Source organism: Herbidospora sakaeratensis, assembly GCF_001570525.1.
In the GTDB taxonomy this organism is placed as follows: domain Bacteria; phylum Actinomycetota; class Actinomycetes; order Streptosporangiales; family Streptosporangiaceae; genus Herbidospora; species Herbidospora sakaeratensis.
In genome coordinates, this window is record NZ_BBXC01000014.1 from 219,611 (window position 1) to 240,644 (window position 21,034).

Genomic DNA, 21,034 nt, shown 5'->3' on the forward strand with positions numbered 1-21,034 from the left:
CCTGGGAGGGTGCGGGATGGTTCAGAGAGCCCGGAGGAAGGTGAGCCCGTCGGTTGCCAGGGCGTCCTGGCTCCGGGCCAGGGGCCGCCAGATGGAGGCGGCCGTGGCTATCGTGCGGTTCTCGGCGGTGAAGGACTCGATCACGAGCGGTCCTGAGTATCCGATGTCGGTCACCGCCTCGATGAAGGATTTCCAGTCGAAGTGGTCGTCTCCGGGCGTCCCCCTGTCCGTCCCGCACACCTGGATGTGCGCGACCCTCTCACCGGCGAGGCGGACCGCCTCGGCGGGACTCTTCTCCTCGATGTTCATGTGGTACGAGTCGAGCATGATCCCGCAGTGCTCCGGGATGGCCTCAAGGGCCTGCTCGACGGTGTTGACCAGGCTGGTCTCGTACCGGTTCAGCGCCTCGACGCCGACCCGCACGCCGCGTTCGGCGGCGTAGTCGACGACGGGCGCGAGGTTGTGGCGCAGTTCGCGGTAGGCGGCCCGGCGCTCCTCGGCCGACAGAAGCCAGGTGCGGCCGACCGACGAGTAGGCGGGGCCGCCGATCGCCGGAGCGCCCACCCTGACGGCCACGTCGACGACGTGCCGCAGGTAGTCCTGGGTCTCGCGGACCACGTCGGCCGAGGCGGCCACGAGCTCGCGGCCCGGGGGCATCACCAGCGCCACCGACGCGCCCAGGCCGTGTTCGGCCAGCACGTCGGCGGCCCGGCCGGGATCCCAGTCGCCGGGGTTCTCGACGGGGAGTTCGAGCACGTCGAACCCCCAGCCGGCGACCCGGGGCGCGAGCGCCGCCAGGTCGCCGTCGGTCAGCGGCGACACCCAGACCCAGGTGTTGACGCCGATGGGGAGCATCTACTTACCGCCCCACTTCGCGGGGAAGCCCGGCATCGACTCGCAGCCGCACAGCGCGTAGTGCAGCAGCGGCATGTTCGGCTGCAGGTAGGTGCCGAGGGAGTCCTGGGTGATCTTCGGCTGCGGCAGGTTCCACATCTTCGGCACCTCCTCGCCCTTGAGGATCTTCAGCGCCGCGATGATCGGGGTCCGCCACTGGTAGGTCGGGTAGGTGGGGGCGACGGCGGTCAGGTTGCCGTCCTTCCACTTCTGCAGGAAGTCCTGCTGGTCCTCGCCGACGAAGGCGGGCACCGGCGCCCCGGCGTCCTCGAACGCCTCGATCGCGGCGACGGCGGTCGCGCCGGCGTCCATCCAGACGCCGTCGATCTTGCCGTGGCGGGCGATGTAGTCGGACACGATGCTCTTGGTCTTGGCGGCGTCGCCGTCGGTGAACTCCACGCCGACCACCTGGAGCTGGGACTTGTCGAAGGCGACCTTGGCGGCCGACCAGCGGGTCTCCAGCACGTCGACGCCCGGCAGGATGCGCAGCGCCAGGATCTTGCCGCCGGCCGGCACCTTCTCGATCAGGAACTCGGCGCCGTCGGCGCCGAAGGCGTACCCGCCGATGGGCTTGATGAAGGTGACCGGGCAGTCGGTCTCGACGCCGCGGTCGAAGACGATGACCGGGACCTCGGGACAGGCGCCCGAGACGGCCGGGGTCAGCGTCGCGGTCGTGTTCGGCGAGATGATCAGGGCGTCGCAGCCCTTGGCCTGCAGGTCGGCGATGTCGGAGATCTGCTTGTCGTCCTTGCCCTCGGCGTCGAGGGCGGTGAACTCCTTGATCTCCTTGTGCAGGGCGACCTCCTCCTGCATGGTCGTCCAGCCGACCTGCCGCCACGGGTTGTTGACCGCGGCGTTGGAGAAGCACAGGTGGTAGGGCCCGTCCTTCTTGTACTTGGCCGTGTCGACCATCTGCGGCGCGATCGCCTGCTCCCACGGCTTGTCGGCCGGCCCTTCGGCCGTCTGGGTCCGCATCGCGAGCTGGGCGTCGTAGTCGGCCTGGACGAAGAAGTCCGACTGCGCGCCGGTCCCGGCGGAGGCCGCCTCGGAAGCCGCCGCCGAGGTGGCCGGCACGGCGCTGGGCTGGGCGCTCGCCCCGGTCGGCGGCAGGTCACTGGCGCATCCCGCGGCCGCCAGGGCCAAGGCGGCGACCGCCACCAGTAAACGACGCATGGACGTCACTCCTTACACTTTCGAAGGTGACAACCGCAGGGACGGGAGTCGCAGCCCCCCGACCGCCACGGCGGCGATGATGATCACTCCCTGCACGGCGTACTCCAGCGCGCCGGAGATGCCGTGCAGGTTGAGCAGGGTGAAGAGGGCTTCGAGGGTGAACGCCCCCGCGATGGCGGCGACCACGTGACCGCGTCCGCCGCCGAGCACGACCCCGCCGAGCACGACGGCGGTGATCGCCTGGAACTCCAGACTCTGGCCGACCTGCGCCGACACCCCGGCGAACCCGCCGAGCAGGATCCCGGCGACGGCGGCCGAGAGCCCCGAGAGCACGAACGCGAACACCCGCACCCGGTCGACCCGGACGCCGCTCAGCCGCGCCGCCTTCTCGTTGTCGCCGGCCGCCACGAGGGTGCGCCCGAAGTCGGCCCGCATCAGCAGCACGGCCGCCACCACGACGAGGACCAGGATCGCGACCGCCCAGACGCCCTCGCGGCCGAACACCCGGAACCCCTGGGACAGCGCGCCGCGCGGGGCGCCGCCCGTCCACAGGAAGACCGCGCCCGACAGGATGAGCATCGCGCCGAGCGTGGTGATGAACGAGGGCACCCGCAGCTTGGTGGTGACCAGCCCGTTGACCAGGCCGACCAGCAGCCCGATCACGACGAGCAGGACCAGCACCGGCCAGGTCATCGCCTCGTCGCCGTCGATCAGCCGCGCCGCGACCACCACCTCGACGGTGACCAGCGACCCGACCGACAGGTCGAACTCCCCGGAGACGATCACGAAGTACTGCCCGGCGGCCAGGATGGCCAGCGGCGCGACCCGTTTGAGGAACGCCAGGAACCCGGCCGGTTCGAGGAAGAACGGGTTGGCGGCCGCGATGGCCACCAGCAGCCCCGCCAGCACGACGAAGATCGGGATGGCCCGTTTCACGACGCCCTCCTGCCGGTCCGGCGGGCGTAGACGGCGACCGCGACGACGATGACGACGCCGCGCACGACGTCCTTGAAGAACGAGTTCACTTCGAGCTGGTTGAAGACGCTGTCGAGCACCGCCAGCAGCAATACGCCGCCGACGGTCCCGGCGACCCCGCCCCGGCCGCCGGCCAGCGCGGTGCCGCCCAGCACGACCGCGGCGATCGACTCCAGGTCGTAGCCGCCGTCGGTGCCGACCGTGGGGGCCCCGGCGCCGAGCCGGCTGGCCAGCAGCAGCCCGGCCACGCCCGCGCAGAGCGAGCACAACACGTGGGCCGCGATCACCACCCGGTCGGTGCGCACCCCGGACAGCCGGGCCACCTCGACGTCGCCGCCGACGGCGTAGACGCGGTGCCCGAACCGGGTGCGCCGCAGCAGGAACCAGACCCCGGCCGCGACCGCGGCCCACAGGATCGCCGCGACCGGGATCGGCCCGATCCGGGCGTAGCCGAGTTGCTGGAAGTCGACCGGCACCCGCCCGGCGGGCCCGTCGTAGAGGTGGTCGAGCACGCCCCTGATCACCAGCGCGACGCCGAGGGTGGCGATGAAGGCGTGCACCTTCAGCTTGGTGATGACGACGCCGTTGACCAGCCCCACCAGCGCGCTCACCCCGAGCGCGACGACGACGGCGGTCAGGATGTTGGACGACTGCCCGGCCATCGTCTCGGCCGCGACCAGCGAGACGAGACTGATCAGGTAGGCCACCGACAGGTCGAGCGACCCGGCCAGGATGGCCAGCGTCTGGCCGACCGCGACGATGCCCAGGGCGGCCGACCGCTGCTGGATGCCGACGAGGTCGTTGAGGGTGAAGGTGCCGCCGTCGAAGGCGACCAGGGCCCAGCCGATGGCGAGGGTGGCGATGAGGGCGGCGTACACCGCCCGGGTGGGGTTGGCGACCAGGGCGATCACGCGGCGACCCCGTCCGCCGCGGCCAGCGCCATGACCGACTCCTCGGCCGACCCGGCGGGCAGGTGCCCGGCCACGCGGCCGTCGCGGAGCACGATGATGCGATCGCTCATGCCGATGAGCTCGGGTAACTCCGAGGAGATCATCAGGATCGCGGTGCCCGAGTCGGCGAGCTCCCGCATCAGGTCGTGGATGGCGGCCTTGGCGCCCACGTCGACGCCGCGGGTGGGTTCGTCGAACAGCAGGACCCTGGGGGAGACGGTCAGCCACTTGGCCAGCACGACCTTCTGCTGGTTGCCCCCGGACAGGTACTTCACCTCGGTCTCCTGACGCGGCGGGGCGAGCTTCACGCGCTCCAGCAGGTCGGAGACCGCGGCGCGCGAGCGGTGCCCGATCGCGCGGGCCACCAGGAGGGCGTTGTCGCGCACCGACTGGTTGAGGGCCAGCCCCTCGGCCTTGCGGTCCTCGGTGACCAGCCCGATCCCGGCGGCGACGCCGGCGCGGACGCTGCCCGGCCGGGTGGGCGTCATCTCGCCCCGGGTGAACGGCTCGGCCCCGAAGACGGCCTTGACCAGGGAGGAGCGGCCCGACCCCTGCAGGCCCGCGACGCCGACGATCTCGCCGGCGCGCAGGTCGAGGTCGATGCCGTCGAGCTTGCCGTTGCCGCCGTTGCGCACGGTCAGCAGCACCTCGCCGATCGCCGACTCCTCGGCCCTGGGCGGGAAGTAGGCGTCGAGCTCCCGGCCGACCATCATCTTGACCAGCCCGGCGGTGGTGACGTCCGTGGCGGCCACGGTCGCGACGTGCGCGCCGTCCTTGAGGACGGTCACCCGGTCGGCCAGGTCGAACACCTCGCGGAGCCGGTGGGAGATGTAGAGGACCGCGATGCCGCGTCCCTGGAGACGCCGGATCAGCCGGTAGAGGAGGTCGACCTCGTGTTCGGCCAGGGCCGCGGTGGGTTCGTCCATGACGACGATCCGGGCGTCCACGCTGAGGGCCTTGACGATCTCGACGACCTGCTGCTGGGCCACCGACAGGTCCTTGACCAGGTGGCGCGGGCCGAAGGAGTGCTCGTCGAGTTCGTCGAGCAGCCGGGAGGTCGCCTCGTCCATCGCGGCCCGGTCGACCAGCCCGCGCCGGGTGGGCTCGCGGCCGAGGAAGACGTTGTCGGCCACGCTGCGCTCGGGCAGCAGGTTGAACTCCTGGTAGATGATCGCGACCCCGGCGCGCTGCGCCTCGACGGGATGGGCGAACGACCGGATCTGACCGCCGATCTCGACGGTTCCCTCGTCGGGCTGGTGCACCCCGGCGAGGATCTTCATCAAGGTGGATTTGCCGGCGCCGTTCTCGCCGACGACGGCGTGCACCTCTCCGGCCGTCGCCGACAGGTCGATGCCGCGTAGGACGCGGATCCCCAGAAAACTCTTGCCGATGCCGGTCATACGCAGCACTACCTGCGCTGACTCAGCGGGTTTCTGGTTTGTGTCCTCCATATTGCCGGATGTTAAGCGCGACTTTTGACGGCCGCAAGGCAAAAGTCCGCACGTCAATAACCAAATTCCGGGTGCTTTCGAGTGCAATCCGTCGCATGGCGTGCGGTTCTGTCTGACTTTTGCGGGTTGACAATCGAAACTGACGTGCGCGATCGGTTTCGGCTGGAACGGGCCATGAATTCGACAGTTAGTTCAAGCCAAAAACGATCTCGCGGGTGCGGCTTTTGGGTATGGCCCAAATCACGGTTTAGGGCTCGATAACGATTTTGAGACCCTGCCGTGACTGCGCCTCGCCGAACGCCTTGGCCGCGTCCTGGAGCGCGAACCGGCCCGAGACCAGCGAGACGAGGTCGACCCGGCCCTGGGCGACCAGCTTGATCGCCCGGGGATAGACGTCGTTCATGCGCCGCGCCATCGCGATCGTCAGCCCCTTGCGGCGCGCGGTCGAGGCCCGGAAGACGGTGCGGTCCTCGTCGGGAATGCCCGCCAGCACGACCCGCCCGCCCGGCCGCGCCATCTCGAAGGCGGTGTCGACGGCCTGGTCGGTGCCGGCCACCTCGAACACCACGTCGAGGTCGCCGTGGGGATCGGTGTCGGCCCCCAGCTCGCGCGCCTTGGCGGCCCGGTGGGGCAGCGGCTCCACGGCGGCGACCATCGAGGCCCCCGCGATCTGCAGCAACTGGATCAGCATCAGCCCGATGGGCCCGCAGCCGACCACGCCGGCGGTCCCGCCCAGCGGCAGGTGGCCCAGGTCGAACGCGTGGATGGCCACTCCCAGCGGCTCCAGCAGCGCGCCCTCCAGGTCGGACACCGAGTCGGGCAGCGGGTGGAGGCAGGCGTCCGGCCAGGCCAGGTATTCGCGCAGCCCGCCGTCGGTCTGGCCGTGACCGGCGAACCGCACGTAGGGGCAGAGGTTGCGGTAGCCCCGCAGGCACGACGGGCACTGCTCGCAGGGCACGGCGGGGTCGACCGCCACCCGCCGCCCGTCGAGGGTCACGCCCGCGAACTCGTGGCCGACCACGAGCGGCTGCGTCAGCTGGGCGTCGCCGATGCCGCCCTCGCCGAACCAGTGCAGATCCGACCCGCACACCCCGACCGAGGTCACCCGGACGACGGTCTCCCCGGCCTGGGGCACCGGATCGGCCTCTTCGTGGATCCGCAGATCGGCCGCCCCGTGGAGTCGTGCCACCAACATGGGAATCTCCCCTTGAATCGGACGTAACGGCAGGTCGTACGGTTGCCGCATGTGGACGATCGGCCAGCTCGCGCAGGCGACCAGAACGACCGTACGCGCGCTGCGTCACTACGACGAAATCGGTCTCCTGCGCCCGACGGAACGAACCCCCAACGGTCACCGCCGTTATGGCCCGGAAGATCTGCGGCGACTCTATCGCATCCGGTCATTGCGGACATTCGGCATGTCATTGGAGGAAATCGCCACCTCATTGGAGGCCCCGGGGGCCATGGAGACCCTTCTCCACGCCCAACTGGCGATCCTGTCGCGCCGCGCCGCGGAACTCGACGCCCTGAAGGCCCAGCTGACCCGCCTGCTCGACCACGACGACCCCGGCGACTACCTGAAAGCACTGGAGATGATGGCCATGTTCGACGCCTACTTCACCCCCGAACAGCAGGACTCCCTGGCCGCCCGCCGCGAGGCCCTCGGCCCCGAGGCCGTCGACGCGGCCAAGACGCGATTCCGGACCCTGGTCGACACCTTGCTGGCCTGTGTGCGAAACGGCGTCGCCCCCGACTCGGCCGAGGCCCGCGACGTGGTCGCGGAATGGGACGCCCTCGGCGCCGGATTCCACGCGGCGGGCGCCGGCACCGAGGCCGCCACCCGGAGGATGTGGGACGAGAACAGCGAGGAGATCAGCGCCCGCATGCCGTGGAGCGCCGAGGACCTGCGCGCCGTCGTGGCCTTCGCCGACGCGGTCAGGGCCGCCCGGGGCTGAACACGCGGGGATTGTCGCCCGGGCTCGTTAGGGTGTGCGGGTGGCTTCCCCCGACGAGCTCGTCCCCTGGCCCGATGCCGAGGCCCCCGACTGGGACGACGACGAACCGCGGCTCGAGATGGCCCCCTGGGCCGAGGAGACCCGGTTCACCGACCCCCACGACGTGCTGAGCCGCGTCTTCGGCTACGACACCTTCCGCGAGGGCCAGCAGGAGATCATCGATCACGTCGTCGCGGGCGGCGACGCGCTGGTCCTGATGCCGACCGGGGGCGGGAAGTCCCTCTGCTACCAGATCCCCGCCCTCGTGCGGCCCGGCGTCGGCGTGGTCGTCTCGCCGCTGATCGCGCTCATGCAGGACCAGGTCGACGCGCTGACCGCGCTCGGCGTGCGGGCCGGGTTCCTCAACTCGACGCAGGACCTGGGGGAGCGGCAGGCCATCGAGGCGCTGTTCGTCGCCGGTGAGCTCGACCTGCTCTACCTCGCGCCCGAGCGGCTGCGGTCGGAGCAGACCATGAACCTGCTCGACCGGGCCGAGATCTCGTTGTTCGCCATCGACGAGGCCCACTGCGTGTCCCAGTGGGGCCACGACTTCCGGCCCGACTACCTGGCCCTGTCGGCCCTCCACGAGCGGTGGCCCGACGTGCCGAGGGTGGCCCTCACCGCCACGGCGACCCCGGCCACCCACGCCGAGATCGCCACCCGGCTGGGGCTCGACGACGCGCGCCACTTCGTCGCCAGCTTCGACCGGCCCAACATCCAATACCGGGTCGTCCCCAAGAACGAGCCGAAGAAGCAACTGCTCGACCTGCTGCGCAACGAGCACAAGGGCGACGCCGGCATCGTCTACTGCCTGTCGCGCAACTCGGTGGAGCAGGTCGCCGCCTTCCTGGCCCAGAACGGCGTCCCGGCGCTGCCCTACCACGCCGGCCTCGACGCCCGCACCCGCGCGGCCCACCAGTCGCGCTTCCTGCGCGAGGAGGGGCTGGTGATGGTGGCGACGATCGCGTTCGGGATGGGGATCGACAAGCCCGACGTCCGGTTCGTGGCCCACCTCGACCTGCCGAAGTCGATCGAGGGCTACTACCAGGAGACCGGCCGCGCCGGGCGCGACGGCCTGCCGTCGACGGCCTGGATGGCCTACGGGCTGCAGGACGTCGTGCAGCAGCGCCGCATGATCGACACCTCCGAGGGCGACGACGCCCACCGGCGGCGGTTGTCGCGCCATCTCGACGCGATGCTGGCGTTGTGCGAGTCGGTCGGCTGCCGCCGCGTCGGCCTGCTCGACTACTTCGGCCAGCAGGCCGGGCCGTGCGGCAACTGCGACACCTGCCTGACCCCGCCCGAGTCGTGGGACGGCACGGTCGCCGCCCAGAAGGTGCTGTCGACGATCCTGCGCCTGCACCGCGAACGCCGCCAGAAGTTCGGCGCCGCCCACATCACCGACATCCTGCTCGGCCGCGACAACGAGAAGATCCGCCAGTACGGCCACGACTCCCTGAGCGTCTACGGCGTCGGCGCCGACCTGCGCGAGCCCGAGTGGCGCGCGGTCATCCGCCAGCTGCTGGCCCTGGGCATCCTCGACGTCGAGGGCGGCGACTACCCGACCCTGATCCTCACCGACGCCAGCGCCGACGTGCTGCGCGGCCAGCGCCCGATCAGCATGCGTAAAGACCCCGAACGCAAGGCGTCCCGGGTCTCCGTGGCGAAGTCCGCGCCCCAGGCGGCCGACCTCTCCGCCGAGGCCAAGCCGCTGTTCGAGCGCCTGCGCGCCTGGCGCGGAGCCACCGCGAAGGAACAGGGGGTGCCCGCCTACGTCGTCTTCCACGACGCGACGCTGAAGGAGATCGCCACCCGCCTGCCCTCGACCCTCGCGGAGCTCGGCACGATCAGCGGCATCGGCGAGAACAAACTGGCCAAATACGGCGAGTCGGTCCTGGAGGTCGTCACAGGCGAGTGATCATGCTGCCCGGCGCGCGGCCGGGCAGCGTCGGGTTCCCAAGACGGTGAACACCCGACGGATCCCATCGCTCCGGCGCCCCCACAGGCCGGAGCCGGGCCTCTTTACTGCTGGGCGAGCCGTTCGAAGAGTTCCAGAGCCGCGGCCCTGACCTCCTCCGGCGACACCCCCTCCAGCACCGATCGGGCCTGGTCCTCGTCTCGCGTGGTCGCGCAGGTGATCGCCACGGAGGTGGCGGCCGCGTGTTCCAACGTGCCGGCGGGCTGGGTGTCGGCCAGTTCGCGGGCGCTGAGGGCGAGGTCCAGGATGTCGCGTGAAGTGCCCAAAGTGATCTCCTCGGCCAGTGGGGGGTTTGACGCCATTCTGCGGTATGCGCTCCCTCACGCGACGGAAATCCGTAAGGTCAGCGCGCCGAACTAGCTTACGGCGGGCTCCCGCGACACTGACGACGAGGTGGTGCTGAGCAGGAATTCGTCGACCACCAGGGTGGCCGCGCCCAGGGCGACGGCGTCGGGGCCGAGCCGCCCGAGCACGATCGAGGCCGTCGAATAGGGCTGGGTCAGGCAGTTCTCGGCGGCCTTCTGCTTGATCGTGGTCAGCAGGTGCTGGCCGAGCAGCAGGCCGGCCCAGCCGCCGACGACGATCCGCTCGGGGTTGAACAGGTTGATCAGGTTGGCCAGGCCGGCTCCGAGGAACTCGACCGTCTCGTCGACCACGGGGGAGCCCGAGGTCACCAGCTCGGCGAAGGCCGCCTGCTCGGTCGAGGTGTCGACGTCGATTCCGGCACGTTCCAGTACGGCCTCGGCCCCGATGTAGGCCTCCAGGCACCCGCGCCCGCCGCACCGGCAGTCGCGCCCGCCGATGGCGATCTTCGTGTGGCCCCACTCGCCGGCCGAGCTGTTGGCGCCCCGGTAGGTCACGCCGTCGGCGATGATGCTGGCGCCCACGCCCGACCCGATCAGCGCGATCACCGCGTGGCGGGAGCCGCGCCCGGCGCCGAACCACATCTCGGCCTGGCCCATCGTCTTGGCGCCGTTGTCGATGTGGAGCGGGAAGGGGGTGCCGGCCCGCAGCAGGGTGCCGAGCGGGACCGAGTCCCATCCGAACGTCTGCGCGTGGATCATGGCCTCGGGGCCGCGTTCGACGATGCCGGGCACGCCGACGCCCACGCCCAGGACCTTCGACGGCGGCACCCCGCTGTCGGCCACGACGGCGTCGATGCCCGACAGGATGTGGCGGACGACGACGTCGACCTCGTGGCCGCCGGGGCGCAGCGCGAACTCGCTCTTGGCCAGTTCGTTCATGTCGAGGTCGAACAGCTCGACCCGCACGTGGGTCTCGCCCACGTCGACGCCGATGGCGAAGCCGTAGGTGGGGTTGACGCGCAGCAGCACGCGCGGGCGCCCGCCGTCGCTGTCGACCAGCCCGGCCTCGACGATGACGTTGTCGGCGAGCAGGTCGCCGGTCACGTTGCTGACGGTGGCCGCGCTGAGCCCGGTCAGGGCGGTCAGCTCGTGGCGGCTCGTCGGGCCCGCGAAGTAGAGGGCGCGCAACAGGACCGCCCGGTTCCCCCTTCGGAGATCGCGGACGGTACGTCGCTCGGGCCTCACCATGATCTTCCTTCCCCCAGGTCTGGGCCCATGTTAGATCACAGCCAAAAATAAGTCATCCGACGTGGTCGGAGCGTTACCAATGATCCATGGGTGACTTTTTTCAAGATATAGACTATGTATTAGAGCAATTGGGTGTACCAGCGAAGGAGTGAGCGTGGCCATCGAGGTCCGCGACGGGGTTACCGTCATCGACGGCGAGCCGCAGGTGCTCGTAACGGCCGACTATCCCTACTACCGGGACGATCCCTCCGTGTGGCGCGACCGGCTCATCGCGATCCGGGACGAGCTGGGCATCCGCGTGATCACCTGCTACCTCCCGTGGCGGCACCACCAGCCGACCCCCGACGGCCCGCCCGACTTCTCGGGCGACAGCCAGGGCAACCGTGACGTGGTGGGATTCCTGACGCTCTGCCACGACCTCGGCATCCAGGTGGTGGCCAAACCCGGGCCGTTCATCCACGCCGAGACGAACTACGGCGGTCTGCCCGACTGGGTGTGCCCGAAGAACAACCCGGCGATCGAGGCCGTCCTCGACTCGGCCGGCGAGGCGTCGAACTGGCTCGGCGACCCGCTGCCCGCGCCGCTCGCGCCGCTGTTCGACGGCATGGTCACCCAGTGGCTCAACGCCACCGGCAAAGAGGTCATCGAGCCGGCGACCTGGCCGAACGGGCCGATCATCCTGATGCAGATCGCCAACGAGGGCATCTACACCAGCGGCGCGCTCCCGCTGAGCGCCTATGACTACAGCGCCTCGGCCCTGGCCTTCTACCGCGACCGGCTGAAGGACTGGTACGGCACCGTCGAGGAGTACGACCGCCTCCACGGCACCGCCATCGCCGACTGGTCGGACGTCGAGCCCCCGAGGGAGTGGACCGGGCCTGCGCGATCGGAGGAGCTGCAGTCCTACGCCGACTGGGGACGCTTCCACGCCGAGTACATGGCCGAGGTCTACCACCGCTGGAGCGCCGCCGTCGCCGCGCGGGTCCCGGTCGTGGTCAACCTCAACCCGCCCGCCGAGCACCACCACTCGTTCGACGACTGGCTGGCGCGCGTGCGCCCCGAGATCTGGGACGGCATCAACTACGGCTTCACCAACTGGATGGGCGTCGTCTCGGCCAACCGCGACTCCCACGCCCGCTACGTGACCGCCGCCAAGCGCGCCCCCGGCCCGAACCTGGAGGAGAACTGGGGCTTCTCCAAGCTCTACGACCCCGCCTACGCCGACGGCACCACCTCCTACCACCAGACGCTGCTCGCCCTGGCGGCCGGCGCGACCGGCTACAACGTCTACACCGGCGTCAACACCTCGGGCTGGACCGACGACCTCGACAACGTGCACGAGTCGCCCTACCCCGACTGCGCCCCCATCGACGAGCACGGCGCGGCCACCCCCAAGGCCCACACGCTCAAGTCGATGTCCGACTTCCTCACGCTGCACGGCGCCGAGTTCCTGGAGTCGCGCCCCGAGCGCGCCGGCGCCTACGGCCTCTACCTGCCCTACGCCGGCATCGCCGCCTTCTCGCCCGAGGGCGCAGGCGCCCCGCAGCTGGGCCGGTCGCTGCGCGCCTACCACGAGCGCTGCCGGGCCGAGGGCGTCGACTACGCGCTGGTCGAGCTCCAGAGCGCCACCGTCGCCGACCTCGCCGCCCACGGCAGCGTGACCGTGCCGGGCGGGCCGTTCATGCACCGCCACGTGCAGGCGCTGCTGGCCGCCCACCTCGCCGCCGGCGGCTCGGTCGTCGTCGACGGCCCGGCGCCGACCCTCGATGAGGAACTCCGTCCCTGTACGGTCCTCGCCGACGCCCTCCCCTCGGCCCCCGCCGCCGTGGACTCCCGGGTCCGGATCACCCACGGCCACGCCGACGCCTACCTGCGCGTGCACCCCGACCGCGACGTCGCCTACCTGACCGTGCTGACCCAGAGCGACCACGAGGGCGCCGTCTGCCTGGAGCTCGACGGCCGGCCGATCGAGCTGATCACCGCCAGGGGCGGCGCGGCGCTGCTGCGGCTCGTCGACGGTGAGCTCGACGACTTCCTGGTGAAGGGGATCAACACCTACCTCGACTCGGCCGTCCCGGCCGGGGTGAAGCACGGCGACCGCATCCACATCGCCGACCACCCGGCCGACCTCGACCGCGTCGGAGGGCGGTTCCGGGTGTCCTGAAACACCCTGACATGCTGTGCGGATGAACGATTCCGCGCTTGAACTCCACGGGGTGAGCGTCCGCGCCGTCGGCCGCGCGCTGGTCTCCGACGTGGACCTCACCGTCCGGAAGGGCGAGCACTGGGTGGTGCTGGGCCCCAACGGCGCCGGGAAGACCACGATGTTGTCGGTCGCCGCGACCGTGCGCCACCCCACCTCCGGCACCGCCCGCGTGCTCGGCAAGCAGCTCGGCAAGGTCGACCTGCGGGAGCTGCGCCGCCACATCGGCCTGGTGGCGGCCAGCCAGCGGCTCGTCGACGAGTCGCTGCTGGAGGAGGAGGGCGCGACCGCCAAGACGGTCGTGCTGACCGGCCACACCGGCACCAGCGCCCCCCTCTGGGACCAGTACGGCCCCGCCGAGCACGCCAAGGCCGAGGCCCTGCTGGCCGACCTGGGCTGCAAGGACCTGGCCGACCGCCTGTTCGTCGTCTGCTCCCAGGGCGAGCGGGCCCGGGTCAGGGTGGCCCGCGCCCTCATGGCCGACCCCGAGATCCTGCTGCTCGACGAGCCGTTCGCCGGTCTCGACCTGCCCGCCCGCGAAGACCTGATCGAGGCGCTGGAGGAGCTCGCGGCCCGCCCCGGCCTGGCGACCGTGCTGGTCACCCACCACCTGGAGGAGGTCCCGGCGACCACCACCCACGCGCTGCTGATGCGCGACGCCCGGGTGCTGGCCGCCGGCCCGGTCGAGGAGACGCTGACGGGCGAGCACCTGTCGGCGTGCTTCGGCCGCCCCCTGCGCATCGACCGTCACGACGGCCGCTTCTACGCCCGCAGGGGCTGACCCCGCACCAGCCGCGCCACCAGAGCGGTCCGGGAGGACACCCCCAGCTTCGCGAACACGTTCGACAGGTGATATTCGACCGTCTTCACGCTGAGCTTCAGCCGCCGGGCGATCTCCTTGTTGGTCAGCCCCGCCACGACCAGCCCGGCGACCGTGTTCTCCTGGGCCGTCAGCGCGTCGTTCGACCGTCCGCACGCGGCCAGCTCCTGGCTGGACCGTTCCAGGAACGGCGCGGCCCCCAGCGCCCGGAAGCCGTCGCAGGCGGCCCGCAGCCGCCGCGCCGCCTCGGTACGCCGCCCCGACCTGCGCAGGAACGAGCCGTAGGCGAACTCCGCCCGCGCCCGCTCGAACGGATCGGCCGTCCGCACCGCCTCCTCGAACGGCGGGACCGCCCCGCCCTTCACCGGCAGCAGCTCCGGCGGAATCTCCGGTGTGGTCCCCGGCCCCTCGGAGCCTCCTTCGACCTGGTCGGCGAAGGCCGCCGCCGCGGCGAGGAACACCCGCGCCAGGCCGCTCACCGGACCCCATCCCGACACCTGCGCCCGCGCGGCGCCGACGTCGCCCCGGGCCGCGTGGACCACGGCCTGGGCCGCCGCCGTGTAGGGGGCCGTCCAGGTCCCTCGTGGACGGGAGAGCGCGTCGTCCCACGCGCCCGTGCGCACCTCGGCGAGGCAGCGCAGCGCCTCGGCCACCTCGCCGCCGACGCCCCTCAGGTCGGCCAGGGCGCCGGCCGCGTCGCCCGTCCAGAGGCGGACCGCCGCGCGGCCGGTCAGCAGGTCGAGCTCCTCCGGCGCGGCCACCGCCGGGTCCGGCAGGCGAAGGTCCAGGACCTCGTCCGGGCGGCCGGCGGCGAACCGGGACACCAGCCGGACGAAGCCCGATCCCGGCCCCGAAGCCCGGGACGCCCACCGGTGTCCCTCGGCGAGCAGCCCCTCCGCCAGGGAGAGGCGGGCCAACGCCGTCGCGGTCGCGCCCGCGAAGGCCGGTTCGCGGTCGTGCCAGGCCAGTTCGAGCAGCCGCCGGGCCCGTGCCCCGTCGCCGCACGCCTCCTCGACCACGCCCGCCGCGAACGCCCGCGCGCCCGGATGGGCGTTGGGCTCCCGCGCCGACTCGGCGGCCCGCGCCACCTGGCCGTCGAGGACCAGCGCGTGCACCGCCTCCGCCCGCAGCACCCCCCGGTCGCGGGCCGAGGCCGTCAGCCGGGCGGCGCGCTCCAGGTGGTCGGCCGCCGCGCCCCAGTTCCCGGCCGCCCCCTGCTCCCGTGCGAAGGCGGCCACCTCCCGGGCGAACGCGTCGTCGGCCCGGGAGACGGCGCTGATCCGGTGCCGCAGCCGGTCGACCGGATCGGGGCAGATCGCGGCGGCGTCCAGGTGCAGCCGGGCCCGCTCGCACGGCCGCAGCCCCTCGTAGACCGCCGCCCTGGTCAGCGGGTCGGGGAAGCCCACCAGGAGCTCCCCGCCGACCCGGTGCACCAGCAGCCCGGCGCTCACCGCCTCGTCGAGCAGCAGGATCGCGTCGGGGGTGCCCGCGAGCCGTTCGGCCTGCCAGAGCGGGCCCTCCTCGCCCAGCACGCTGGCCGCCCGGACCAGCGCGCGGGTCTTCTCGTCGAGACGTCCGAGCCGGTCCTGGACGTCCATCGTGTACCCCCGGGGCGCGGGCAGCCGGCCCATGGGGTCGGCCAGCACGTCCGGCGGGGTCTGGCGGAGCAGCGCCTCGGCGTGCAGCGGGGAACCGCCGGTGTGCGCCCGCAACCGGGCCAGCGCCGCGGTCCCGATCGGCGCGGGGCACACCAGCGCCGCCAGTTCCCCCAGCTCGGCCACGCTCAGCCCGGTCAGCGAGATCCGGGTCGCGTCCTGCAGCGGCCGCCGCAGGCCGTCGGGCGGTTCGTCGCGGGTGACCACGACGACCAGCACGGTCCCGGCGCGCAGGCGGCGCAGCGCGAAGGCCAGCGCGCGCACCGAGGGGAGGTCGGCCCACTGCGCGTCGTCGGCCACCAGGGCCACCGGCTCCTCGGCGGCCGTGAGCACGCCCAGCAGGCGCGCGCCGACCTCTGCCGGGTCGCCGCAGGCGTCGTGGAGCCACTGCTGGGCGAAGCCGTAATCGAAGGAGCTCTCGAGGGGATCGCCGCTCGCGGCGAGCACCCGGAAGCCCTCCAGCGCACCGCGGACCAGCGCGGTCTTGCCCACGCCCGGCGGGCCGTCGACCAGCACCAGCGCCGGGCTGCCCGAGCGGGCCCGCGCGGCGCACGCCTCCAGGGCGGCCCGTTCGCGGTCACGTCCGACGAAGGCGGCCCTGCGATCAGACACGATTGTCACGGAAGGTAGGAGGGGGACCACCCGGTCCTGATACCTAGTCGGGGCCGCCGACTTTCGCGCGCAGCGACTTCAGGCAGCGGGCGCGGGTCGGCCCGATGCTGCCGACCGGCATGTCGAGGGTGGCCGCGATCTCCAGATAGCTGGGCGGCGGGGTCGCCGACAGGATCCGCAGCAGATCGCGGCAGCGCTGCCCGAGCTGGTCGAAGGCCGCCAGCAGCCGGGTCGCCCGCGCGGCGTCGAGCGCCGCCTGCTCGGCGTCGAGGAGGACCTGTTCGGGGGTGCGGTCGGGGGAGCGCACGTCGGCGAGGAAGCCGTCGCCCGCCGGGGTCACCCGGCCGGCCGCCTTCGCCAGCCGCAGCGCCTCGCGCCGCGCGGTCGTGGCCAGCCAGCCGCCGACCTTGTCGGGCTGCTCGATGCGGTCGAGCCGCTCGGCCAGGCGCAACCACGCCTCCTGGACGACGTCGCGCCGGTCGTCGTCACCCAGCCCGAACCCGGCGGTCACCGCCCACAACAGCCCGGTGAACCGGGCCACGAGAGCGTTCCAAGCGGCCTCGTCTCCACCGGCGGCCCCTTTGACGAGGTCGGCGACGTCCATGGTGTCCTCCTCCGCCGAGGGACATCTAACAACGATTCAGGCCGGTTCGGTACCCGATAAGCCTCCCCGCCACAGGAGGCTGGAATCACCGATTTCCCCGCCGTCACAGGGGTTTCGTGCGCGTGGCACGCGACATTCTGGAATGATCGCGTCGTTATACCGTCGGACGTCGAGATTGATGGTTCGTATGCCTGAATTCGAAGAGATTTCCGCCTGGGTCTCCGCGAACCCGGTCGGCGCGGCGATCATCGCCGTCTTCGCCCTGGTGGCGCTCGTCATCCTGCTCTATGTCCTGCGCGCCGTCTGGCGCGGAGCCGGCCGCGTCTTCACCAAGTACATCGCCCCGCGGCCCACCGAAGACATCCTGACCATCGTCGCGGCCAGCATCGCGACCGGTGTGTCCGCCCAGGGCATGTGGCAGTTCGCCGGCGACGTCCTCGGCTTCGACGGCCCGCTGCGGCTGCTGCTCTTCGCGTTCATCGAGGTCGCGGTCATCACGAGCGCGGTCCGGGCCCGCCGGAACATGCGCGAGAACTACTCCGCCGGCATCGACGGCCTGGCCGTGTGGGTGCTCACCGGCCTGTCGGCCGTCCTGTCGGCCATGGACGCCGCCAGCGTCGCCGAGGCGATCTTCCGCCTCGCCGCGCCGCTGGTCGCCGCCTGGTTGTGGGAGCGCGGCATGGCCATCGAGCGGGTCAAGCTGACCGGCCGGCACCGCATCCACTGGCGGCTCACCCCCGAGCGCGCGATGGTCCGTCTCGGCCTGGCCGAGTCGAGCGACCGCACCGCCAGCGACGTCGACGCCCACCGCCGCCTCACCCGCGTCGCCCTGGCCGCCAAGCGCGCCCGCCACCTGCGCGAGACCGGCGCCTCCGAGCGCCGCATGCGCGCCGCCCTGGCCCGCCTCGACCGCGCCATGGACCAGGCGGTCGAGCACACCGGCCTGGCCAACGACGCCGAGCGCCAGGAGGCGCTGCTGTCGCAGATCGGCGCGCTGTTCAACACCAGCGCCCTGCTCGACCTCCACCCGCCGGTGCCGTGGGAGCCCGAGCCGGAGCAGCCCGGCATCGCGATGCGCGCCCTGATGGCCCCCGCCGACGAGGAGGACGAGCTGCGCCGGCAGCCCGCCGCCTCGCCGGTGGACATCATGCAGCGCTCGTCGTGGATCAAGGCCGCCCGCGCCTACTGGGACCAGGCCATCGAGGAGCGCTTCGTGCCCCGCGCGGCCGACATCGCCCGCGAGACCGGCGTCCCGCTCGACATGGCCAAGGAGTTCCGCTCCCTCTGGAAGCTCGAGGCCAAGGCCCACGCGCTGATCGAGGCCGCCTACCTGGAGCACGGCATCGTCGACACCGGCCAGTTCCCGGCCATCCCGGCCGAGCGGGTGCTGTCGGTGAACGGCGCCCACGCCGGCTGACCTGCTTCTCCCGAAGGCCCCGTTCGTCGCGAGCGGGGCCTTCGTCATAGATTCCGGGGTATGAGCAACCTCGAGAGCGATCCCCGGGAGGCCGTCTGCGGCGGCGAGGGCGCGGGCGAACCCGAACTGCTGCCCGGCCGCGACGTCGTGCTGGGCGGCACGCGCGGGATGAAGGTGACCCGCACGCTGCCCACCGCCGGGCGGCGCATGGTCGGGGCGTGGTGCTTCGCCGACGCGTACGGGCCCGAACCGGCCACCATGACGGTGCCGCCGCACCCGCACACGGGGTTGCAGACGGTGAGCTGGCTCGTCGAGGGCGAGGTGCTGCACCGCGACACGCTCGGCAGCGAGCAGGTGATCAAGCCGGGTCAGCTCAACCTGATGACCGCCGGGCGCGGCATCGCCCACTCCGAGGAGTCGGCCTTCGGGCGGCTGCACGGCGCGCAGCTCTGGGTCGCGCTGCCCGGGAGCGCCCGGCACACCGCCCCCGCCTTCGAGCACCACCCCGACCTGCCCGAGCTGACCGAGCCCGGCTGCTCGGTGACCGTGCTGCTGGGCGAGGTGGCCGGGCTGACCTCGCCCGCCACCGCGCACACGCCGATCGCCGGGGCCGAGATCGTGGTGTCCGCGCCGTCGCGGCTGCCGCTCAAGCCCGCCTGGGAGTACGCCGTCCTCGTGTTGTCGGGGACCGCCGAGGTCGCCGGGACCACGCTGGAGCCGGGGCCGCTGCTCTATCTGGGCGCGGGCCGCTCGTCGGTGGAGCTGGGCGGGGACGCCCGCCTGCTGCTGCTCGGCGGCGAGCCGTTCGAGGAGCGGATCGTCATGTGGTGGAACTTCGTCGGCCGTTCCCACGACGAGATCGTGGAGTTCCGGCGCTCGTGGGGCGAGGGCGCGCTCGGCCCCGTGCCCGGCTACGACGGCGACCCCCTCCGCGCCCCCGAGTTGCCCTCTCTCCGGCTGAAGCCGCGGGGCCGCGTGCGCTGAGCTGGGTAGGTGCCCTGTATGGGGGAGTTCGTCGGAAAACTGCTGTCGGTCAACGTGGGCCTGCCCAAGGACGTGCCCTGGGAGGGCCGGACCGTCCACACGGGCATCTGGAAGAGCAGCGTCCAGGGGCCGAGACGGGTGCGGCGGCTCAACATCGACGGCGACGGCCAGGGCGACCTGGCCGGGCACGGCGGCGAGATGCGCGCCGTGCTGGTCTACCAGATCGCCTCCTACGCCCACTGGAGCCGCCACCTCGGCCGCGACGACTTCGTGCACGGCCAGTTCGGCGAGAACTTCACCGTGGACGGGCTGCCCGACGACGAGGTCTGCATCGGCGACCGCTACCGGATCGGCACCGCCGTCTTCGAGGTCACCCAGCCGCGCGTCACCTGTTTCCGGGTCGGCATGCGGCTGGGCGTGCCCGAGATGGCCTCGCTGCTCGTCGGGCACCGGCGGCCCGGGTTCTACCTGCGGGTGATCACCGAGGGCGTCGTGGAGGCCGGAGACGACATCGAGCGGCTGTCGGTCGGCGCGGGGGAGGTCTCGGTCACCGAGGCCGACGCGCTGCTCTATCTGCCCGGCCCGCGCGATCCCGCCCGGCTGCGGGCCGCGCTGGCCAATCCGGCGCTGAGCCCCGGCTGGCAGGGGTCGTTCCGCGACCTGCTCGCCGCGAGGGCGCCGGCGCAGCCGGGGTGGCCGGGGTTCCGGCCGCTGGCCGTCACGCGGGTGCGGCGGGAGAGCGAGGACACCGTCTCCTTCTATCTCGCCCCCGCCGACGGCTCGGCGCTGCCGGTGGCGCTGCCGGGGCAGTACCTGACGGTCCGGGTGCCCGACGGCTCGGTCCGCAGTTACTCGTTGTCACTTGGATCGTCGGGCTATCGAATCACCGTCAAGCACGAACCCGGCGGCGACGTCAGTGGATACCTGCACTCCCGGGTGACCGAGGGCGACTCGCTGGAGGTGGCCGCGCCCCGGGGCGAGTTCACCATGGCCGACACCTCGTCGACGGTCGCGCTGATCTCGGCCGGGATCGGGATCACGCCCGTGCTCGCCATGCTCCACTCGCTGGCCGAGACGGGCACGGAGCGGGGCGTCTGGTGGCTGCACGTTACACGTACTGTCAGGACGCAGGTGTTCGCCGACGAGGTGCGCGCGCTGCTCGACCGCATCCCCGGCGCGCGGGAAAAGGTGTACTTCACCGCCCACGACCCCGGCGACCCGCTCCCGCCGCACGCCGAGATCGGCCGCCCGACGGCCGCCGGCCTGGCGAAACTCGGGCTGCCGGCCGACACCGACGCTTATATATGCGGTCCCGCGGGTTTCATGGGCGCGATGACCGAGGCGCTGACGGCCGCCGGGCTCTCGCCCGGCCAGGTGCACACCGAACTGTTCGGCACGCTGGCGGCTGTCAACCCCGGTGTGGTGGACGCGCGGCACGTCCGGCCGCATCCGCCGGCCTCCCAGGGGACCGGGCCGGAGGTCACCTTCGCGCGCAGCGGGCTGACCGTCCAGTGGGGCGAGGAGTACGGCAGTCTCCTCGAACTCGCCGAGGCGTGCGACGTGCCGGTGCGGTGGTCGTGCCGGACGGGGGTGTGCCACACGTGCGTGACCGGGCTGCTGGCGGGTGGGATCCGCTATCGGACCGAGCCGCTGGAGCCGCCGGCCGTCGGCGACGCGCTGATCTGCTGCTCGGTGCCGGTGCGCGAGGACATCGTCCTGGACCTGTAGTCACGCCCCGAGAACAACGTGCCACGATTGGTGATATTTCGGC

Annotated in this window: 17 protein-coding genes; 7 read left to right on the forward strand and 10 right to left on the reverse strand. The window is 72.2% G+C overall.

The window, feature by feature from the left end:
* Positions 1-21 precede the first annotated feature (21 nt).
* From AW271_RS23665 to AW271_RS23690, 6 genes are all read right to left on the reverse strand, one after another.
* Complete coding sequence (locus AW271_RS23665; protein WP_062339765.1) at positions 22-855, reverse strand: sugar phosphate isomerase/epimerase family protein; 834 nt, start codon at positions 853-855, stop codon at positions 22-24.
* A complete protein-coding gene (locus AW271_RS23670) occupies positions 856-2,076 on the reverse strand; it encodes a substrate-binding domain-containing protein (RefSeq protein WP_439648998.1) in 1,221 nt (406 codons plus the stop codon).
* A gap of 3 nt (positions 2,077-2,079) precedes the next feature.
* Positions 2,080-3,003 (reverse strand): ABC transporter permease, encoded by a 924-nt coding sequence (locus AW271_RS23675; RefSeq protein ID WP_062339769.1) that lies wholly within the window; start codon positions 3,001-3,003, stop codon positions 2,080-2,082.
* Positions 3,000-3,953 carry an ABC transporter permease gene (locus tag AW271_RS23680; RefSeq protein ID WP_062339771.1) on the reverse strand — a complete coding sequence of 318 codons (954 nt, stop codon included), beginning with the start codon at positions 3,951-3,953 and terminating at the stop codon, positions 3,000-3,002. The genes AW271_RS23675 and AW271_RS23680 overlap by 4 nt, the downstream gene beginning before the upstream one ends.
* Positions 3,950-5,392, reverse strand: a complete 1,443-nt coding sequence (locus tag AW271_RS23685) for a sugar ABC transporter ATP-binding protein (protein ID WP_245653167.1) — start codon at positions 5,390-5,392, stop codon at positions 3,950-3,952. The genes AW271_RS23680 and AW271_RS23685 overlap by 4 nt, the downstream gene beginning before the upstream one ends.
* A gap of 298 nt (positions 5,393-5,690) precedes the next feature.
* Positions 5,691-6,638 carry a zinc-dependent alcohol dehydrogenase gene (locus AW271_RS23690; RefSeq protein WP_062339776.1) on the reverse strand — a complete coding sequence of 316 codons (948 nt, stop codon included), beginning with the start codon at positions 6,636-6,638 and terminating at the stop codon, positions 5,691-5,693.
* Between the two features lie 49 nt (positions 6,639-6,687).
* Between AW271_RS23690 and AW271_RS23695 the strand changes: the two genes are divergently transcribed.
* Complete coding sequence (locus AW271_RS23695; protein WP_063818089.1) at positions 6,688-7,398, forward strand: MerR family transcriptional regulator; 711 nt, start codon at positions 6,688-6,690, stop codon at positions 7,396-7,398.
* A gap of 40 nt (positions 7,399-7,438) precedes the next feature.
* Positions 7,439-9,355 carry a DNA helicase RecQ gene (gene recQ, locus AW271_RS23700; RefSeq protein ID WP_275935776.1) on the forward strand — a complete coding sequence of 639 codons (1,917 nt, stop codon included), beginning with the start codon at positions 7,439-7,441 and terminating at the stop codon, positions 9,353-9,355.
* 104 nt (positions 9,356-9,459) lie between these two features.
* On the opposite strand, the gene AW271_RS23705 is transcribed toward recQ, so the two are convergent.
* Entirely contained in the window at positions 9,460-9,681 is a 222-nt protein-coding gene (locus AW271_RS23705) for a hypothetical protein (RefSeq protein WP_062339778.1), read from the reverse strand.
* Positions 9,682-9,771: 90 nt separating this feature from the next.
* On the reverse strand, positions 9,772-10,968 hold the full coding sequence (locus AW271_RS23710; protein ID WP_062339779.1) for an ROK family protein: 1,197 nt from the start codon (positions 10,966-10,968) through the stop codon (positions 9,772-9,774).
* Between the two features lie 154 nt (positions 10,969-11,122).
* Here AW271_RS23710 and AW271_RS23715 point away from each other — a divergent pair, with 154 nt between their 5' ends.
* Together AW271_RS23715 and AW271_RS23720 are read left to right on the forward strand one after the other, a co-directional pair.
* On the forward strand, positions 11,123-13,132 hold the full coding sequence (locus AW271_RS23715) for a beta-galactosidase (RefSeq protein WP_157554554.1): 2,010 nt from the start codon (positions 11,123-11,125) through the stop codon (positions 13,130-13,132).
* Between the two features lie 22 nt (positions 13,133-13,154).
* Positions 13,155-13,952, forward strand: a complete 798-nt coding sequence (locus tag AW271_RS23720) for an ABC transporter ATP-binding protein (protein WP_062339781.1) — start codon at positions 13,155-13,157, stop codon at positions 13,950-13,952.
* Here the strand turns inward: AW271_RS23720 and AW271_RS23725 are convergent.
* Positions 13,934-16,258: a helix-turn-helix transcriptional regulator gene (locus AW271_RS23725; RefSeq protein ID WP_062339782.1), complete on the reverse strand. Its 2,325-nt coding sequence runs from the start codon at positions 16,256-16,258 to the stop codon at positions 13,934-13,936. The two genes, AW271_RS23720 and AW271_RS23725, sit on opposite strands and share 19 nt — an antisense overlap.
* Before the next feature lie 43 nt (positions 16,259-16,301).
* Positions 16,302-16,862: an RNA polymerase sigma factor gene (locus tag AW271_RS23730; protein ID WP_062339783.1), complete on the reverse strand. Its 561-nt coding sequence runs from the start codon at positions 16,860-16,862 to the stop codon at positions 16,302-16,304.
* Positions 16,863-17,049: 187 nt separating this feature from the next.
* Here AW271_RS23730 and AW271_RS23735 point away from each other — a divergent pair, with 187 nt between their 5' ends.
* The 3 genes from AW271_RS23735 to AW271_RS23745 are packed head-to-tail and all read left to right on the forward strand — an operon-like array spanning position 17,050 to position 20,991.
* Positions 17,050-18,279 carry a hypothetical protein gene (locus AW271_RS23735; protein WP_062339784.1) on the forward strand — a complete coding sequence of 410 codons (1,230 nt, stop codon included), beginning with the start codon at positions 17,050-17,052 and terminating at the stop codon, positions 18,277-18,279.
* Between the two features lie 60 nt (positions 18,280-18,339).
* Positions 18,340-19,263, forward strand: coding sequence for a pirin family protein (locus AW271_RS23740; RefSeq protein WP_062339785.1), 924 nt, complete (start codon positions 18,340-18,342; stop codon positions 19,261-19,263).
* 18 nt (positions 19,264-19,281) lie between these two features.
* Positions 19,282-20,991, forward strand: a complete 1,710-nt coding sequence (locus AW271_RS23745; RefSeq protein WP_062339786.1) for an MOSC and FAD-binding oxidoreductase domain-containing protein — start codon at positions 19,282-19,284, stop codon at positions 20,989-20,991.
* Positions 20,992-21,034: the final 43 nt, after the last annotated feature.

Coding starts and splice junctions, on each gene's coding strand:
- AW271_RS23665 (WP_062339765.1), bottom strand. CDS start 855: ATGCTCCCCATCGGCGTCAACACCTGGGTCTGGGTGTCGCCGCTGACC.
- AW271_RS23685 (WP_245653167.1), bottom strand. CDS start 5,392: ATGACCGGCATCGGCAAGAGTTTTCTGGGGATCCGCGTCCTACGCGGC.
- AW271_RS23690 (WP_062339776.1), bottom strand. CDS start 6,638: ATGTTGGTGGCACGACTCCACGGGGCGGCCGATCTGCGGATCCACGAA.
- AW271_RS23695 (WP_063818089.1), top strand. CDS start 6,688: ATGTGGACGATCGGCCAGCTCGCGCAGGCGACCAGAACGACCGTACGC.
- AW271_RS23710 (WP_062339779.1), bottom strand. CDS start 10,968: ATGGTGAGGCCCGAGCGACGTACCGTCCGCGATCTCCGAAGGGGGAAC.
- AW271_RS23720 (WP_062339781.1), top strand. CDS start 13,155: ATGAACGATTCCGCGCTTGAACTCCACGGGGTGAGCGTCCGCGCCGTC.
- AW271_RS23730 (WP_062339783.1), bottom strand. CDS start 16,862: ATGGACGTCGCCGACCTCGTCAAAGGGGCCGCCGGTGGAGACGAGGCC.
- AW271_RS23735 (WP_062339784.1), top strand. CDS start 17,050: ATGCCTGAATTCGAAGAGATTTCCGCCTGGGTCTCCGCGAACCCGGTC.
- AW271_RS23740 (WP_062339785.1), top strand. CDS start 18,340: ATGAGCAACCTCGAGAGCGATCCCCGGGAGGCCGTCTGCGGCGGCGAG.
- AW271_RS23745 (WP_062339786.1), top strand. CDS start 19,282: ATGGGGGAGTTCGTCGGAAAACTGCTGTCGGTCAACGTGGGCCTGCCC.